At 64.3% G+C, this 14,288-nt stretch carries 16 protein-coding genes; 10 read left to right on the top strand and 6 right to left on the bottom strand.

Annotation, left to right across the window (positions count from 1 at the left end):
• Window positions 1-23: 23 nt before the first annotated feature.
• Window positions 24-995: a thioredoxin-disulfide reductase gene (gene trxB / locus GIW81_RS11615; protein WP_154739334.1), complete on the top strand. Its 972-nt coding sequence runs from the start codon at window positions 24-26 to the stop codon at window positions 993-995.
• A gap of 422 nt (window positions 996-1,417) precedes the next feature.
• Here trxB and GIW81_RS11610 read toward each other — a convergent pair whose 3' ends face one another.
• Window positions 1,418-2,287, bottom strand: a complete 870-nt coding sequence (locus GIW81_RS11610) for an SMP-30/gluconolactonase/LRE family protein (protein WP_154739333.1) — start codon at window positions 2,285-2,287, stop codon at window positions 1,418-1,420.
• Window positions 2,288-2,474: 187 nt separating this feature from the next.
• Between GIW81_RS11610 and GIW81_RS11605 the strand changes: the two genes are divergently transcribed.
• Window positions 2,475-3,365 (top strand): LysR family transcriptional regulator, encoded by an 891-nt coding sequence (locus GIW81_RS11605; protein ID WP_154739332.1) that lies wholly within the window; start codon window positions 2,475-2,477, stop codon window positions 3,363-3,365.
• A gap of 202 nt (window positions 3,366-3,567) precedes the next feature.
• Window positions 3,568-4,983, top strand: a complete 1,416-nt coding sequence (leuC, locus tag GIW81_RS11600) for a 3-isopropylmalate dehydratase large subunit (protein WP_154739331.1) — start codon at window positions 3,568-3,570, stop codon at window positions 4,981-4,983.
• Here the strand turns inward: leuC and GIW81_RS11595 are convergent.
• Window positions 4,980-5,207 (bottom strand): DUF1127 domain-containing protein, encoded by a 228-nt coding sequence (locus tag GIW81_RS11595; protein ID WP_154739330.1) that lies wholly within the window; start codon window positions 5,205-5,207, stop codon window positions 4,980-4,982. The two genes, leuC and GIW81_RS11595, sit on opposite strands and share 4 nt — an antisense overlap.
• Window positions 5,208-5,322: 115 nt before the next feature.
• On the opposite strand from GIW81_RS11595, the gene GIW81_RS11590 reads away from it, so the two are divergent.
• The 4 genes from GIW81_RS11590 to GIW81_RS11575 all read left to right on the top strand — a co-directional run bounded on the left by GIW81_RS11590 (window position 5,323) and on the right by GIW81_RS11575 (window position 8,097).
• A complete protein-coding gene (locus GIW81_RS11590) occupies window positions 5,323-6,240 on the top strand; it encodes a LysR family transcriptional regulator (protein ID WP_154739329.1) in 918 nt (305 codons plus the stop codon).
• Window positions 6,237-7,034 (top strand): class I SAM-dependent methyltransferase, encoded by a 798-nt coding sequence (locus GIW81_RS11585; protein ID WP_154739328.1) that lies wholly within the window; start codon window positions 6,237-6,239, stop codon window positions 7,032-7,034. The genes GIW81_RS11590 and GIW81_RS11585 overlap by 4 nt, the downstream gene beginning before the upstream one ends.
• A 2-nt stretch (window positions 7,035-7,036) precedes the next feature.
• Complete coding sequence (locus GIW81_RS11580) at window positions 7,037-7,453, top strand: metallopeptidase family protein (RefSeq protein ID WP_154739327.1); 417 nt, start codon at window positions 7,037-7,039, stop codon at window positions 7,451-7,453.
• Between the two features lie 119 nt (window positions 7,454-7,572).
• A complete protein-coding gene (locus GIW81_RS11575) occupies window positions 7,573-8,097 on the top strand; it encodes a hypothetical protein (RefSeq protein WP_154739326.1) in 525 nt (174 codons plus the stop codon).
• A gap of 480 nt (window positions 8,098-8,577) precedes the next feature.
• Here GIW81_RS11575 and GIW81_RS11570 read toward each other — a convergent pair whose 3' ends face one another.
• A complete protein-coding gene (locus tag GIW81_RS11570) occupies window positions 8,578-8,808 on the bottom strand; it encodes a hypothetical protein (protein ID WP_154739325.1) in 231 nt (76 codons plus the stop codon).
• Between GIW81_RS11570 and GIW81_RS11565 the strand changes: the two genes are divergently transcribed.
• The 3 genes from GIW81_RS11565 (at window position 8,807) to GIW81_RS11555 (ending at window position 11,265) form a co-directional block, all read left to right on the top strand.
• Window positions 8,807-9,409 carry a hypothetical protein gene (locus GIW81_RS11565; protein WP_154739324.1) on the top strand — a complete coding sequence of 201 codons (603 nt, stop codon included), beginning with the start codon at window positions 8,807-8,809 and terminating at the stop codon, window positions 9,407-9,409. The genes GIW81_RS11570 and GIW81_RS11565 overlap by 2 nt on opposite strands.
• A 190-nt stretch (window positions 9,410-9,599) precedes the next feature.
• The gene (locus GIW81_RS11560) at window positions 9,600-9,941 is read left to right on the top strand and encodes a helix-turn-helix domain-containing protein (RefSeq protein WP_154739323.1); all 342 of its coding nucleotides are present in this window, start codon (window positions 9,600-9,602) and stop codon (window positions 9,939-9,941) included.
• Window positions 9,934-11,265, top strand: a complete 1,332-nt coding sequence (locus GIW81_RS11555; RefSeq protein WP_210251929.1) for a type II toxin-antitoxin system HipA family toxin — start codon at window positions 9,934-9,936, stop codon at window positions 11,263-11,265. The genes GIW81_RS11560 and GIW81_RS11555 overlap by 8 nt, the downstream gene beginning before the upstream one ends.
• Window positions 11,266-11,622: 357 nt before the next feature.
• On the opposite strand, the gene GIW81_RS11550 is transcribed toward GIW81_RS11555, so the two are convergent.
• The 3 genes from GIW81_RS11550 to GIW81_RS11540 form a co-directional block, all read right to left on the bottom strand.
• Window positions 11,623-11,823 carry a hypothetical protein gene (locus GIW81_RS11550; RefSeq protein ID WP_154739322.1) on the bottom strand — a complete coding sequence of 67 codons (201 nt, stop codon included), beginning with the start codon at window positions 11,821-11,823 and terminating at the stop codon, window positions 11,623-11,625.
• Window positions 11,824-11,988: 165 nt separating this feature from the next.
• Complete coding sequence (locus GIW81_RS11545) at window positions 11,989-13,203, bottom strand: ammonium transporter (protein WP_154739321.1); 1,215 nt, start codon at window positions 13,201-13,203, stop codon at window positions 11,989-11,991.
• Window positions 13,204-13,360: 157 nt separating this feature from the next.
• Window positions 13,361-14,248: an LURP-one-related/scramblase family protein gene (locus GIW81_RS11540; protein ID WP_154739320.1), complete on the bottom strand. Its 888-nt coding sequence runs from the start codon at window positions 14,246-14,248 to the stop codon at window positions 13,361-13,363.
• Between the last annotated feature and the right edge of the window lie 40 nt (window positions 14,249-14,288).

Genomic DNA, 14,288 nt, shown 5'->3' with positions numbered 1-14,288 from the left:
TGCGGGCCGGGCAGGAGGGTAATATGGCCAACGCCAGGCACGCGAAGGTGCTGATCCTCGGTTCGGGACCGGCCGGCTACACGGCCGCCATCTATGCCGCTCGCGCCATGCTGAAGCCGCTGCTGATCGAGGGCTCGCAGCCGGGCGGGCAGCTCACCATCACCACCGACGTCGAAAACTACCCGGGCTTCGCCGACGTGATCCAGGGCCCCTGGCTCATGGAGCAGATGCGCGCCCAGGCCGAGCACGTCGGCACCGAGATCGTCATGGACCAGATCGCCAAGGTCGATCTGAAGAAGCGGCCGTTCAAGCTCAAGGGCGAGTCCGGCGATACCTACACCTGCGACGCGCTCATCATCTGCACCGGCGCACAGGCACGCTGGCTCGGCATCGAGTCGGAGGAGCTGTTCAAGGGGCATGGCGTTTCGGCGTGCGCGACCTGCGACGGCTTCTTCTACAAGGGCAAGGATGTCGTCGTCGTCGGCGGCGGCAATACCGCCGTTGAGGAGGCCATTTTCCTCACCAACTTCGCCAAGAAGGTCACCGTCGTGCACCGGCGCGACCACTTCCGCGCCGAGAAGATCCTGCAGGACCGGCTGTTCAAGAATCCCAAGATCGAAGTGGTTTGGGATCACGCCGTCGAGGAGATCGTCGGCACCGAGGATCCAAAGTCCGTCACGGGCGTGCGCGTGAAGAGCACCAAGACCGGCGCCATAACAAAGTTGCCAGCAGACGGCGTGTTCATCGCCATCGGCCATTCGCCGGCAACGAGCCTGTTCAAAGGCCAGGTCGAACTCAATCACTCGGGCTACATCGTCACGCGGCCGGATTCGACCGCGACTGCCATCCCTGGCGTCTATGCGGCGGGCGACGTGAAGGACGAGGTCTATCGCCAGGCGGTGACCGCGGCGGCCATGGGCTGCATGGCGGCACTCGAGGCCGAGCGCTATTTCGCCACGCTCGAGATCGAGGCTGAGACGGAAGCGGCAGAATAACGGCCTAGACGGATCGGCCATCAGAATGCCGTGAGGCGGTAGGAAACCTCCGCCGTCGCTAATACGGCTTACCGAAGCCAATCGCACTAACCGATATGGGGGACTTCAATGAAATTCTGGAAGTGCGTCTGCGTGGCCGCTTGCCTTGCGCTTTCAATGCCGGCCGTGCACGCGGGGGACGGACCTGCGTCCAGCCACGATGGTGCAGCGGATTGCGCCGCGAAGAACGGTCTCTATGACGCGAGCACGGGTCAGTGCGCAGAGCCAAGCCAGGACTCGCCATCGGGTGATCTCGTCGTCGGCCCGATGATGAAGGTGCTTGGCGAGGAAGCACAGAAGGAGCTTAGAGAGGACGTCGCCCCGGCGCCGGGCCAATAACGGCAGAATAAGAGGCGCGCGGGGTTGCCGCGCGCCGCTGCCACCTACTGCACGCGGTAGGCGATGAGCTTGTCGCTCATCATCATCGGGATGAGCAGCAGCTTCTGATCCGGCACGTAGCCGATATCGGCGGTGCCCTGGTCGAGATCGAGAATCAGCTCGGCCTTGCCCGATTTGGCGATGCGGAACACCTTTCCGGCCACCCAGTCCGAGACGATGTAGTCGTTGCCGTCGGGCTCGATGCCGTCGAGGTTGCCGACGGGCGTACCGTCACCCAGATCCTTGATCGACTTGTCGGCGATGTTCACCTCGACGAGGTTCGACGGTGAGGCCGCCGCCTTATCGGAAGTTCCAGGTGGGCCCCAGGCCGCGACGATCAGCTTGTCGCCCGCCACGTGCAAGCCGTTGGGGAACTTCAGCGCCTTGTCGTCGATCCACTTCTCGAGCTTACCGGCGGTCAGCTTCCAGATCGTGCTGGCGCTTGAGTCGGAAACATACACGTTCCCCTGCGCATCGGCGGCAACGTCGTTGAGGAACTGCGAGCCGGGTGCCTCGTACTTGGCAACAACCTTGCCGGTTGCCGGTTCGATCTCGACGAGCTTGTCGATGTCGGACGTGTAGAGTTTGCCGCCGGCGAGGGCCATGCCCTTTGGCGCGTCCATTCCCTTCGCCCATTCGAGCGCGATGATCTTGCCGTCGGCGAGCGACACCTTCGAGATGAAGCCATTGCCGTCTTTGTCGGTCGGTTTGCCGGCCACGTTGCTCACGTAGGCGAACCCTTCAGCCGGCACGGGCAGCGCCGACTCCGGCGTCTTCAGTCCGCTCGTCTCCCACAGCACGGTCGGCTGGGCGGCGGCGGTGCCGAACAATGACCCTGCGACGACAAGTGCCGCTGCGATACCGACAGACTTCATCTCAAGCCTTCCTTTGATTCCAGATTTGGGTTGCACCCGCATATATGGGCTGCGCCCCCCGGTCGCCCTATTCATGCTTGGGGTGGTGGTCTAAGTTGCAGCGCAGCAAAGGCCGCGCCGTCGACGTTTCCGGCCAATTTTGCAGGCCTCGGCACCCTGCCCGAGCATCTCTAGCGGAACCCGCTTCATGGACTGGGACAAGCTCAGGATCTTTCACGCGGCCGCCGAAGCGGGGAGCTTCACGCACGCCGGCGACGCGCTGCACATGAGCCAGTCGGCCGTGAGCCGTCAAGTATCGGCCTTAGAGCGCGATTTGAAGGTGTCGCTGTTCCATCGGCACGCGCGCGGCCTCGTGCTCACCGAGCAGGGCGAGCTCTTGCATCGCACGACCTCGGACGTGATCAACAAGCTCCACACCGCCGAGACGCTGCTCTCCGATACGACGTCGAAACCTTCGGGCGAGCTGTGCATCACGGCGCCGGTCGGCTTCGGCACGATCTGGCTGACGCAGCGCCTGCGGCAGTTCCAGGATCTCTATCCGGAGATCCGCATCGAGCTCTCCCTCAACGACGACCAGGTCGACATCGGCATGCGCGCGGCAGATGTCGCCATCTGGACGCGCGAGCCGCCGCATTCGGACCTGATCCGCCGCATGCTTTTCACGAGCCGCGTCCGCGCGTTTGCATCGACGCAGTACGTGCGCCGTTTCGGCGCGCCGAAGACCCTGGACGAGCTCGAAGGCCACAGCATCGTGTCCTATAGTGGCCAGCCGGCTCAGCACTTGACCGCGATCACCTGGATCGAGACCGCGGGGCGCGACGGCAAAGGCCCGCGTGAGCCCGCCTTCCGCGCCAATAGCGTGGTGGCGCTGCGCTACGCGATCCGCGCCGGCATCGGGATCGGCATGATCCCGGACTACATGACCGATAACGAGGCGGACCTGGTGCCGGTGCTGACCGAGATCGACCCGCCGACCCTGCCGATCCTGTTTTGCTACCCCGAGGAGCTCAAATCCTCCAAAAAGGTGCAGGTACTGCGCGATTTCCTCGTCGCCCAAGCGCGCCAGTGGAAGTTCTGACCCGGCTCGCCGACCCGCCGCCAACCAGTTGACGCAGGATTTGCAGGCGGCGGAGCAAGACGCTATCTAACGGTCAGTTTCTTGAGCATCGGCGGCTAAGAAGCACCCAATTCCACCTTCGCGGACCGGCCCCGGCTGGGGCGCGAGGGGTGGCATTCCGCGCGGCTGGCTGCTCCAATGGCCCATCGAGATGAGACACGGCATGGCTAAGACACTCTACGACAAGATCTTCGAAGATCACGTGGTCGAGCGCCAGGACGATGGCACATGCCTTCTCTACATCGACCGCCATCTCGTCCACGAGGTGACGAGCCCGCAGGCCTTCGAGGGCCTGCGCATGACGGGTCGCAAAGTACGCGCGCCGGAGAAAACGCTGGCCGTCGTCGACCATAACGTGCCGACCACCGACCGTACCAAGGGCATCGACGACGACGACAGCCGCATCCAGGTCGAGACGCTCGCCACCAATGCGCGCGACTTCGGCGTCGAGTACTACAACGAGCTCGACAAGCGCCAAGGCATCGTCCACGTCGTCGGCCCCGAGCAGGGCTTTACGCTGCCGGGTACGACCATCGTCTGCGGCGACAGCCACACCTCCACGCACGGCGCCTTCGGCGCGCTGGCGCATGGCATCGGCACGTCCGAGGTCGAGCACGTGCTCGCCACGCAGACGCTGATCCAGCGCAAGGCGAAGAACATGCTCGTCGCCGTCGACGGCAAGCTGCCGGCCGGGGTCGGCGCCAAGGACATCATCCTCGCCATCATCGGCGAGATCGGCACCGCCGGCGGCACCGGCCACGTCATCGAATACGCGGGCGAAGCCATCCGCTCGCTGTCGATGGAAGGCCGCATGACGGTCTGCAACATGTCGATCGAAGGCGGGGCGCGCGCCGGCATGATTGCCCCGGACGAGAAAACCTACGAGTTCATCAAGGGCCGTCCGAAGGCGCCGAAGGGCGGCGCCTGGGATATCGCCATGCGTTACTGGGAGACGCTGCACACGGACGAGGGCGCCCACTTCGATGCCATTGTGAAGCTCGACGCGGCGAAGCTGCCGCCCATCGTCACCTGGGGCACGAGCCCGGAAGACGTGGTCTCGATCACCGGCGTCGTGCCCGATCCGGCAAAGGTCGACAACGAGAACAAGCGCGCCTCGATGCAGCGCGCGCTCGACTACATGGGCCTCAAGCCCGGAACGAAGATGACCGACGTCCCGCTCGACGTGGTGTGGATCGGGTCGTGCACCAACGGCCGCATCGAGGATCTGCGCGCGGTCGCCAAGATCGTCGAGGGCAAGAAGATCTCCGACCGTCTCGCCTACGCGATGATCGTGCCGGGCTCCGGCCTGGTAAAGGCGCAGGCGGAAGCGGAGGGTCTGGACAAGATCTTCAAGGATGCCGGCTTCGAATGGCGCGAGCCGGGCTGTTCCATGTGCCTCGGCATGAACCCGGACCAGCTGAAGCCGCAGCAGCGGTGCGCCTCGACGTCGAACCGCAACTTCGAGGGCCGCCAGGGTCGCCTCGGCCGGACACATTTGCTGTCACCGATCATGGCGGCAGCAGCGGCCATCGAGGGGCACTTCGTCGATATCCGCTCCTGGAGCGGCGCGAACACCTAGCAATCCTTCGGCAGGTCCCACCAGGGCCTGCCGGCTTCGTTCCAGGCGTCGGCGCGCGATGCGCCGAAATCCTTGAGCGCGGAATCTTCCAGGCGCAAAAGCTCACGCCGCTGACGGGCCACCGCGCCGGCGCGCTGCACGAAAGCGACGACCTCGAACAGGTATCCGCCTGCCCACCCGCGCCCATTCTGCCGGGCCTTGCCGCAATCCGCTGCCGCGCTCATTTTCGTCTCCCGCTGAGGTCTCGCAGCGGTATCTAGGGTCGGTGCTTCCATAAACAAATCGAATGTTTATTATGCTCGGCATTACGTCCCGTTATGAGACCCGGGAGGGTTCGCCATGACCCGCAACATCGATGTCGGCCTGCTGCGCGCCTTCGTGGCGGTCGTCGAGACCGGCAGCGTCACCCGCGCCGCGCACTTGCTGAGCCTCACGCAGGCGGCGGTCAGCCAGCAGCTGAAGCGTCTGGAGGAGCTGCTCGGTGTAGAGCTCTTCGACCGCACCAACCGCGCGCTGCGCACCTCCGCCGACGGTGAGCGCCTGCTCCCGCACGCGCACGCCATGCTCACCGTCAACGATGCGCTCTGGGGCCTCATGAGCCGCCCCCACTACGAGGGCGTGATCCGGGTGGGCGTGCCGCACGACGTGGTCGAGCCCAACATTCCGCCGGTGCTGAAGCGCTTCGATCGCGCCTGGCCGCGCGTACAAGTAACGCTCACGTCCGGAATCACCGTCGACCTGCTCGCCGCCCTGGATCAGGGTGAGCTCGACGTGGCACTGACCACACAGAAGGACACGCCCAAGGGCGCCGAGCTACTCTTGCGCGACCCGCTGGTCTGGGTCGGCGCGCCGGGCGGCCAGGCGCATTTGCGCCATCCGTTGCCGGTCTCGTTCGGCAGTCCCAACTGCGCCTTCCGCGCTTCCGCCATCGCATCGCTGGTAAGCGTCCGGCGGGATTGGCGCCCGGTCTGCGAGGCGAGCGTGCTCGACGCGGTAAAAGCGACGCTCTACGCCGACACGGCGATCGCGCCGATGCTGCTGTCGGCGGTGCCGTCCAATTTGACGGTGCTGGAGGCCGACGATGGTCTGCCGCCGCTACCGCCCTTCTGCATCAACATGCACCTGCGCCGTACCGGACGCTCGCCCGTGACGGACGAGTTCGCAACCTTCGTGCGCCAGGAATTCGCTAGCCGCTACGGCGAGCGCCGTCAGGCGGCGTCGGCCGCGTCCGAGCAAAAACAACTGGAGCGTACATGAACGAAACGCTGGTGCAGAAGCAGTTCGGCGTGGCGGCAGCCGACTACGCGACGTCGGCCGTGCACGCGAGCGGGCCAAGCTTGGCGCGGCTCGTTGCGCTGGTGCCAACTCAGCGCGAGTGGAGCGCGCTCGACGTCGCCACGGGAGCAGGCCACACGGCGCTGGCGTTCGCGCCGCTCGTCGCCAGTGTCGTCGCCTCCGACATCACCGACGCGATGCTGCGCGAAACGGAGAAACTTGCCGCCGCGCGCGGGCTCACCAATGTCGAAACGGCGAAGGGCGAGGCTGGCAAGCTGTCATTCGCAGATTCGAGCTTCGACCTCGTCACCTGCCGCCTCGCCGCGCATCACTTCCCCGACGTTTCCGCGTTCGTCGCCGATAGCTTCCGCGTCATGAAGCCGGGCGGCTTCTTCGCGCTCGTCGACAACGTCAGCCCCGACGAAAAGATGCTGCCGCTGGCGACGCCCGCGGAAGCCCTCAATGCGGCGCGGACGTTCAACACGTTCGAGAGGACGCGCGATCCAAGTCACGCGCGTGCCCTGTCGCTGGAGGAGTGGCTGGCGCTGATGAGCAAGACCGGTTTCACTGCCATAACTTCGGAATTGCTCGACCAGCACATCGCCTTCGTGCCGTGGACGGAGCGCATGCGCTGCACGCCTGAAACGGTCGAGGTCCTGAAGTCGATGCTGTTCAACGACGATCTCCTGCGCACGTTTCTGCGCCCGCGCGAGGAGAACGGCGAGCTCGTCTTCACCCTGCAGGAAGCCATCATCGTCGCGCGCAAGCCGAGCTAGCCATGCAGAAAAAGATCGATTGGCAGTGCGTCAGCGCCCCCGACCTCGCCGCATTCGAGGAGCTGGCGCAGGCGGCGTGGGCGCGGCTGCCGGAAGCGTTCCGTGCACCGGCCGGCGATCTCCTCATCCGCGTCGATGACTTCGCTACCGACGAGGTACTGGACGCACTTGGCATCGACGACGCCTTCGACCTCCTCGGCCTCTATCACGGCGTCAGCCTGGACAAGAAGAGCCTGCTCGACGTACCGCAGCAGCCCGACATGGTGTTTCTCTATCGCCGACCGCTGCTCGACGAGTGGGCCAATTCCGACGTCACGCTGGGCGAGGTCGTGACCCACGTCCTCGTCCACGAGGTCGGGCACCATTTCGGCTTTTCCGATGCCGACATGGAGCGGATCGAGGCCGCGGCCGGCGACTGACCGGGCCTTGACCGCGCCACGCACAGCCATTCACGGGCGTTACCGCGCGGCGCTTGTAACAGGCCCTAAACGGCGCCATGGTAGGGTCCATTAGGGGCCGGGAACTCCAAGAGATTGCGATGATCATCCGCCGCGGCGCGCGCCGCTTGGCCTGGGGCCTGATCGTACTGCTGGCAACGCCGCCTTGGGCCTTGGCGCAAGACCCCAAGTCGCCGTCGCCGGAGGAGTACATCTCCCACACCAACGGCGAGGCGACGATCATCCCGGCGGGCGAGTTCAAGCTCGACGGCATCAAGCTTTATTGCGGCACGCGCCCCACCGTCATCGACAACAACCTCGACGACTACGGCGCCGCCTATCCCGGCTTTCTGATCATGAACATGCGGCTGTTGTCGCGCGTGACGACGCCGGTGAAGCTGTGGATCTACTCGCACGAGTGCGGCCACCAGTTCCGCGGTCCCGACGAGGAAACCGCCGACTGCTTCGCCGTGCAGCGCGGTCGCCGCCAAGGCTGGCTGTCGCCGGGCGGCGTCGAGGAGATCTGCCAATTCATCTCCCCGGCCAAGGGCGATGCGATGCACTTCTCCGGCTCGCACCGGTGCGATTACATGCGCCAGTGCTTCAACGAGTTCGGCATCCGCTGATCACTTCGCCTCGGCGTGCAAACACGTCAAATTGCAGCGCTTTGCAGTGCGATTGCACGCGCTTGCATCCCCTCGGAGGTTCCCGATCGGGAACTTTGGTGCCCGCGACGGTCGACATCCGACTAAATGTTCCCGATCGGGAACCTGTGGTGACTCTCGCCGATCCGCAATCCTTGGATCCATTGGCGGCCTAACCGGCAACTCAAGGTCGTCTTTGTGACGGCGCCTACTTGCGCTGCTCTATTTCGATTTGGCGCGCCTAGCGCCGCCCGCCCTCCTAGACCCAGTTCGCTTGGCGATCATGTCGGGGGTCTCCTGCACGTTAACGTCGTGCGGCCCACCTCCAACTGTAAATCGCAGGGTTGAACCCTTGTCTCCAAAACCCTCAAAGCTAATCACAAGATCCGTGTTGACGAAAATCCGACTTCCAGAAACCTGCGTGAGCTCAAGCCACATAAAATATCCTTCCGTGTTTCACCGTCAGTGCAGCAGACTGTGGTGAAGGCACTGGGTGGTGCAAGAGCTTATCCTGCGCTCTCGCACTTCGCCTTTCGCTTCACCGCCCTTGGGCGGTGGCGATTCTTCCACATCGCCGCGCCGCTTCGGCTCGTTATTGTGCTTCCGCGGCAGCGTGTTCAATGCTGCCTTGAGCGTTTCATTCATGCGCTCCATCGACTCATTCGTCTGTTTTTTGTCTTTTGGATTGGCCATGAACACGCCTCGCAAAAAGCGCCGCTATAAGTGGCAGATAGACCTTAACGGCGGCCCACCCGGAGGCGAGGCCTACACGTGCGCACTTACCAACGAAAAATACGGAGCGCTGCTAGCCAACATAATCTCGGCGTTTGAGCACCTCGAAACGGCGATGCCCCAACTGCTTTCCATACTTCTGGGGCTACAAGACGAACGCACCGCTGGCTACGTCTACCGCACTCTCCGCAATCCAAACATCCGCCACGACGTTCTTCGTGAACTCTTGGAGATGTCGCCGAACAATGCCCAACTTGGCGACGAGTACGACGGGCTACTCTCCGAATACAGCGCGTTGCGGACAGCGCGCAATGACTATGCACATGGACTGTGGTTCACGCGCTCAAGGGACGGCGCAGTGTTCCTGTCCAAGAGTGATGACCACGGCTTTGGATATTTCACGGCGACGCCAGAGCCCATCGAAAACCTAGCTAAGGTTCGTGATCGGATTCTCGTGCTTGAAAGCGAGGTGCGGAAGACGGCTAGCGCCCATGCCCGATTTGGGCGGACAACGCAGCTTCCAGACAGTCTTCAGCCACGCGCAAAGCCCACGACTCGGTAGTCCCTATCGTTCCGCACCCCGAATGACGCGGGCGACCGCACTATCGTGGCTTCGGTGTTCCCGAGCGGGTACTTTTACCCTTGAAGCCGTCGTTTCGGCGCCATATGTTCCCGAACGGGAACAACGGCTCGCCTAAAGCCGCGAATCCCGCCATAACTTCCCGAGCGGGAACATCGCAGCCGAGGCGCTCATGGCCAGCCAATCCGAACGTATCTCCGACCGCCCGAAATCCGACGTCGAAACCGCCGCCGGCACCCAGGCCAAGCACTTCGGTGCGCTGGTGCGCGAGCGGCGCGAAGCCCTGAAGATGCGCCAGGACGACTTGGCCTTGGCCACCGGGGTCGGCCGCCGCTTCATCCTCGAGCTGGAGGCAGGCAAAGCATCCTGCCAGCTCGGCCGCGCGCTCGTCGTAGCGGCGGCGGTGGGCCTGCGTCCGTTCGACCTGATGAGCGCCAACAACGACGACGACAACGCCCTGCTGCCCGACCTCAGCGACGACCTCCCCGATCTCGAGGACGACGGCCGTGGCTGAGATCGCGGTCTACTACGAGAACCGCAGGGTCGGCACCATCGCGGTGCATGCCGACGGCCCGAGCTTCACCTACGCGCCCATCTGGCTGTCGACGCGCGGCGCTTTTCCGCTGTCGCTGCTGATGCCGCTGTCGCCGCGCCGCGTGCCGCCCAAGCTGTTCCTGCCCTGGGCGGCGAACCTGCTGCCGGAGTCGACGCAGCTGCGCGCCATCGGCCTGCAGCTCGGCGCCGCGCCTGAGGACGTCATCGGCATCCTGGCCGAGCTCGGCCGCGACACGGCCGGCGCGCTGTCGATCGGCAAGCCGGGCACGACCTCGACCGCCGACTGGCGCCCCGTGCCGAACGACAAGGCGCTGGAGAAAATCCTCGAGGAGCTGCCGTCGAAGCCATTTCTCGTCGGCGAAGACGGCGTGTCGATGTCGCTCGCCGGCGTGCAGACGAAGCTCGGCGTCGCCGTCGACGCCAAGGACCGCATCTGCGTGCCGATCAACGGCGCGCCGTCGACGTGGATCCTGAAACCGGATGCGGAGCGACTGTTCGGCGGCGTGCAGAACGAGGCGCTGTGCCTGGTGCTCGCCAAGCGCCTCGGCCTCAACACGCCTGAGGTGACGACCGGCAAAGCCGGCAAGCGCACCTACCTGATGGTCAAGCGCTACGACCGCATCGAGCAGCAGGGCCGCTGGCGGCGCCTGCACCAGGAGGATTTCTGCCAGGCGCTCGGCAAGCCGCCGTCGGCCAAATACGAGTCGAACCAGACCGGCATCCCCGGGCCTACCCTCGCCGAGATCTTCGCGGTGACGCGCAACGCCATGCAGGCGCCCGACGTCGTCAACCTGCTCGACTACGTCGTCTTCAACGTGCTCGCCTGCAACACCGACGCGCACGCCAAGAACTACTCGATGATGATCTCCGGCAAGGGGTTCAAGCTGGCGCCGATCTACGACGTGATGTGCGGGCTCGCCTGGGAGCACGTGACGCGCAACATGGCGCAGAAGATCGCCGGCAAGACCCGCGGCGAGCACCTGAAGCGGCGCCACTGGCAGCGCTTCGCTGCCGACGTCGGCCTCAACGCGCCGCGCCTCATCGCGCGCGTCGAGGCCCTGGCAAAGGGCGCGCTCGCCGAAGCGAAGAACGCCGCCGCCGACGTCGCCGCGATGCCGGCCGGCGCGCATCCGCTGATGCAGCAGGTCACGCAAGCGATCGAGGGGAGAGCCCGCGCGATTCTCTCGGGCCTCGATGATCACACGGCGGCCGACGATGCTCCTCCCGCCGCACCGGCCAGCGGCGCTCCACGCAAACGCGCCAAGGCCGCCCGCGCGAGCTGAGGCTATTTCGCCGAGCGTATCCGCAGAATCACAGCTCGCGGCGCGACGCCTGTTATGATTCGACCAGCGCGAATCAGCCTGGGACGCCGATGAAGAGAGACTGCCCGTTGGTCATCATCCGTTGGGAGGACAGCGCGCAGCCGATCCCGGCATGGAGGCATATCTCGCAGCTCCCGCAAACCCGGGCCATCGAGTGCGCCACGGTCGGCTGGCTCCTGAAGGACGACGCCGACATCAAGGTGCTGTGCCAGAGCGTCGGCGATCTCGACAATGCCCTCAACGCACAAGCGAGTGGGATCATGACGATACCCACTCGCTGCGTAATTTCGATCGAAAGACTAGTCGAAGAAGCCGAGCCTACTTCTTCTGCTGACCCTGAGGTTGTCCCTGGAATTGCTGGGACTGGCCCTTCTGCTGGCCTTGCTGACCCTGATTTGCGGGCTGGCTCAGCACCGAGGCCGCGAGGGTCTGAACTTCTTCCGATGTAAGGGACTTGGGGTCCTGCAACGCCTTGGAGGCGATGGCTGCTGCACGTTGAGACGTCTTATCACCCGACATGACTTACCTCACTGTCGCTGAATAACTGTCTGACTACGTCATACAACCAGGCGGTCGTATCACGCGGCCATCAGACGTCATCCGGCAAACAATGCCGTATGCGGAAGTTATCCACCGAATACGTGGGTTATCCAAAGCCTGCCCAATGTTCGGGCAGGCTCCGATTTACGTGCCGAAGGTGCGCACGTCCTCCTCCGGATTGGCCCTGATCTTGTGGATCGTCAGGTCGGCGCCGCGGTGTTCCTGGTCGGCTGTCAGGCGAATGCCGACCGTAAACTTCAGGAGGCCGTAAACGGCGACACCTACCGCCAAACCGTAGGCTGCGCCGAGCAGCGATCCAACGAGCTGCGAGGCGAATGTCACACCGCCGGAGCCGCCGAGCGCCGTCAGCCCAAAAATTCCGCAGGCGATGCCGCCCCATAGGCCGCACAGCCCGTGCAGGGCCCACACACCGAGCACGTCGTCGATCTTCCATCTGATGGTCGACACCTGGAACATCTGCACGAAGATCGCGCCCGCGACGCCGCCGACAAACAGCGACCCGAGCGGATGCATGACGTCGGAGCCGGCGCATACGGCAACAAGGCCGGCGAGCGCGCCGTTGTGCACGAAGCCCGGATCGTTATCGCCGATGATGTAGGCAACGATGATACCGCCGCACATCGCCATCAATGAGTTGATAGCGACGAGGCCGGACACGGCTTCCAGCCGCTGCGCGCTCATCACGTTGAAGCCGAACCAGCCGATGCACAGCAGCCAGGAGCCCATGGCGAGCCACGGAATCGACGAGGGCGCAGACGCCATGCCGCGTCCCTCGTAGCGGCCGAGGCGAGGTCCGAGCATGAGGACGGCACCTAGCGCCGCCCAACCGCCAAAGGCATGCACGACGATCGAGCCGGCGAAATCCTTGAAGGGCGCGCCGAGCTGCGCGTTGAAGAAGCTCTCTTGCAGGCCGAAGTTGCCGTTCCAGAAGACGCCTTCCAGCAGTGGATAGAAGAGCCCGACAAGGGCGGCCGTCGCGATCGCCTGCGGCGCGAACTTGGCGCGCTCGGCGATGCCGCCCGAGATGATCGCGGGAACCGCCGCCGCGAAGGTGCAAAGGAAGAAGAAGCGGACGAGCGTGTAGCCCTGCGCTTCGTATCCGGGAGCGCCGCCGGAGATCGCCGGTGCGGCTGCAAAGAAGCCGACCCCATAGGCGACCGTGTAGCCGATCAGGAAATAGAAGACGGTCGAAACGGCGAAATCGACCAGGATTTTGACCAGCGCGTTGACCTGGTTCTTGTGGCGAACCGTGCCGGTCTCAAGAAATGCGAAGCCCCCATGCATCGCGAAAACGAGTATGGCGCCCATCAATAGGAAAAATACGTCGGCTCCTTGCATCGCAATCCCCCATCCCCGGACTGGTTCTGATCCAGTCGAATGTGCCGCTTCGCTGGGCATTTGCCCGTTCGAGCAGCATTACGGATAGAGAGACGCAACCCGGAGCCGCCGTCAACGGCTCCGAGGGCGGATCAACAAGGTCGCAACCTGAGTGTGGTCAGCGCACCCGGCGCGGGTTCTTGTACAGGTCGAATTCCTGCGCATCGAGCGCCGGCCGGACCTTGCCCCTGCCAACGTCCTTCCACAGCCGCTTCATGTGGCGGCGGCAGTCGGCATTGAAGATCTGCAGGGCGCTGAATAGCTGCAGAACGGTGATCAGCCGGCGGTCGGCGTGCTCGACCTTGACCTTGCCTTTCCACTTGCCGCCGATGGAGAAGACCTTGCCGTCGAGGTGGCCGACGTTCTTCCCCCGCTCGTCGTACAAGGTATAGTCGCCGCCGAAATTGATGAGGTCGCGCTTGATCCGGTAGAAGGCGGGCTTGCCGTCCGAGCCGACAATGAAGAAGCCGAAATTCTCGGGCAGCAGCGGCCACTTGTTGGCCGACCGCTCGAGGTAGACGATGAAGTTGTCCTCGTCCGTATTGACCGAGTAGGTCATCACCGGCATGCCGCGGGAGGCAATCGTCTGCTGTAGCGACCGCCCGATCATCAGATCCATCGTCGCGCGCCAGTTCAACGACTCGTTGAACAGCTTGAAGACGAGGCGCTTGTCGACGCTTTCCGCCTTCTCCCACAGATCCTCGCGGTAGCCGATGAGGCCGGTGCGCTCGCCGCCTTCGATGACCTCGGCGAAGATGTCCATGTCGGAGGTGAACTGGCGGGACTTGGCGCGATTGCGCGTGCGCTTGTAGAGGCCAAACTCCGTGAAATTGAAGTCGGTAATCCAGATGTCGACGATGAAGTGGTAGTAGCCGTTTTTGACGGCCTTGGCGGCGATCGCCTTCGACACGCCGGGGATCTTCGTCACCTCGCCGCGCGCATCGTTTGCCGCGTCGGCGGCGGCGGCATCGGCCCTGGCGTTAACGCGGGCTGCAGCTGCGGTCATCGTCTGCCTCCAGGTCCATGCGAATCAAGTTGCAGAAGCC

Source organism: Hyphomicrobium album (genome assembly GCF_009708035.1).
Taxonomy (GTDB): domain Bacteria; phylum Pseudomonadota; class Alphaproteobacteria; order Rhizobiales; family Hyphomicrobiaceae; genus Hyphomicrobium_A; species Hyphomicrobium_A album.
The sequence above is the reverse complement of the archived record's forward strand: the minus strand, read 5'-3'. Positions and strand labels throughout refer to the sequence as shown.

Bases quoted from the DNA above. Each gene is read 5' to 3' on its own strand.
- trxB (WP_154739334.1), top strand. From the start codon at position 24: ATGGCCAACGCCAGGCACGCGAAGGTGCTGATCCTCGGTTCGGGACCG.
- GIW81_RS11610 (WP_154739333.1), bottom strand. From the start codon at position 2,287: ATGAAGTCTGTCGGTATCGCAGCGGCACTTGTCGTCGCAGGGTCATTG.
- GIW81_RS11605 (WP_154739332.1), top strand. From the start codon at position 2,475: ATGGACTGGGACAAGCTCAGGATCTTTCACGCGGCCGCCGAAGCGGGG.
- leuC (WP_154739331.1), top strand. From the start codon at position 3,568: ATGGCTAAGACACTCTACGACAAGATCTTCGAAGATCACGTGGTCGAG.
- GIW81_RS11595 (WP_154739330.1), bottom strand. From the start codon at position 5,207: ATGAGCGCGGCAGCGGATTGCGGCAAGGCCCGGCAGAATGGGCGCGGG.
- GIW81_RS11590 (WP_154739329.1), top strand. From the start codon at position 5,323: ATGACCCGCAACATCGATGTCGGCCTGCTGCGCGCCTTCGTGGCGGTC.
- GIW81_RS11585 (WP_154739328.1), top strand. From the start codon at position 6,237: ATGAACGAAACGCTGGTGCAGAAGCAGTTCGGCGTGGCGGCAGCCGAC.
- GIW81_RS11580 (WP_154739327.1), top strand. From the start codon at position 7,037: ATGCAGAAAAAGATCGATTGGCAGTGCGTCAGCGCCCCCGACCTCGCC.
- GIW81_RS11575 (WP_154739326.1), top strand. From the start codon at position 7,573: ATGATCATCCGCCGCGGCGCGCGCCGCTTGGCCTGGGGCCTGATCGTA.
- GIW81_RS11565 (WP_154739324.1), top strand. From the start codon at position 8,807: ATGAACACGCCTCGCAAAAAGCGCCGCTATAAGTGGCAGATAGACCTT.
- GIW81_RS11570 (WP_154739325.1), bottom strand. From the start codon at position 8,808: ATGGCCAATCCAAAAGACAAAAAACAGACGAATGAGTCGATGGAGCGC.
- GIW81_RS11560 (WP_154739323.1), top strand. From the start codon at position 9,600: ATGGCCAGCCAATCCGAACGTATCTCCGACCGCCCGAAATCCGACGTC.
- GIW81_RS11550 (WP_154739322.1), bottom strand. From the start codon at position 11,823: ATGTCGGGTGATAAGACGTCTCAACGTGCAGCAGCCATCGCCTCCAAG.
- GIW81_RS11545 (WP_154739321.1), bottom strand. From the start codon at position 13,203: ATGCAAGGAGCCGACGTATTTTTCCTATTGATGGGCGCCATACTCGTT.
- GIW81_RS11540 (WP_154739320.1), bottom strand. From the start codon at position 14,248: ATGACCGCAGCTGCAGCCCGCGTTAACGCCAGGGCCGATGCCGCCGCC.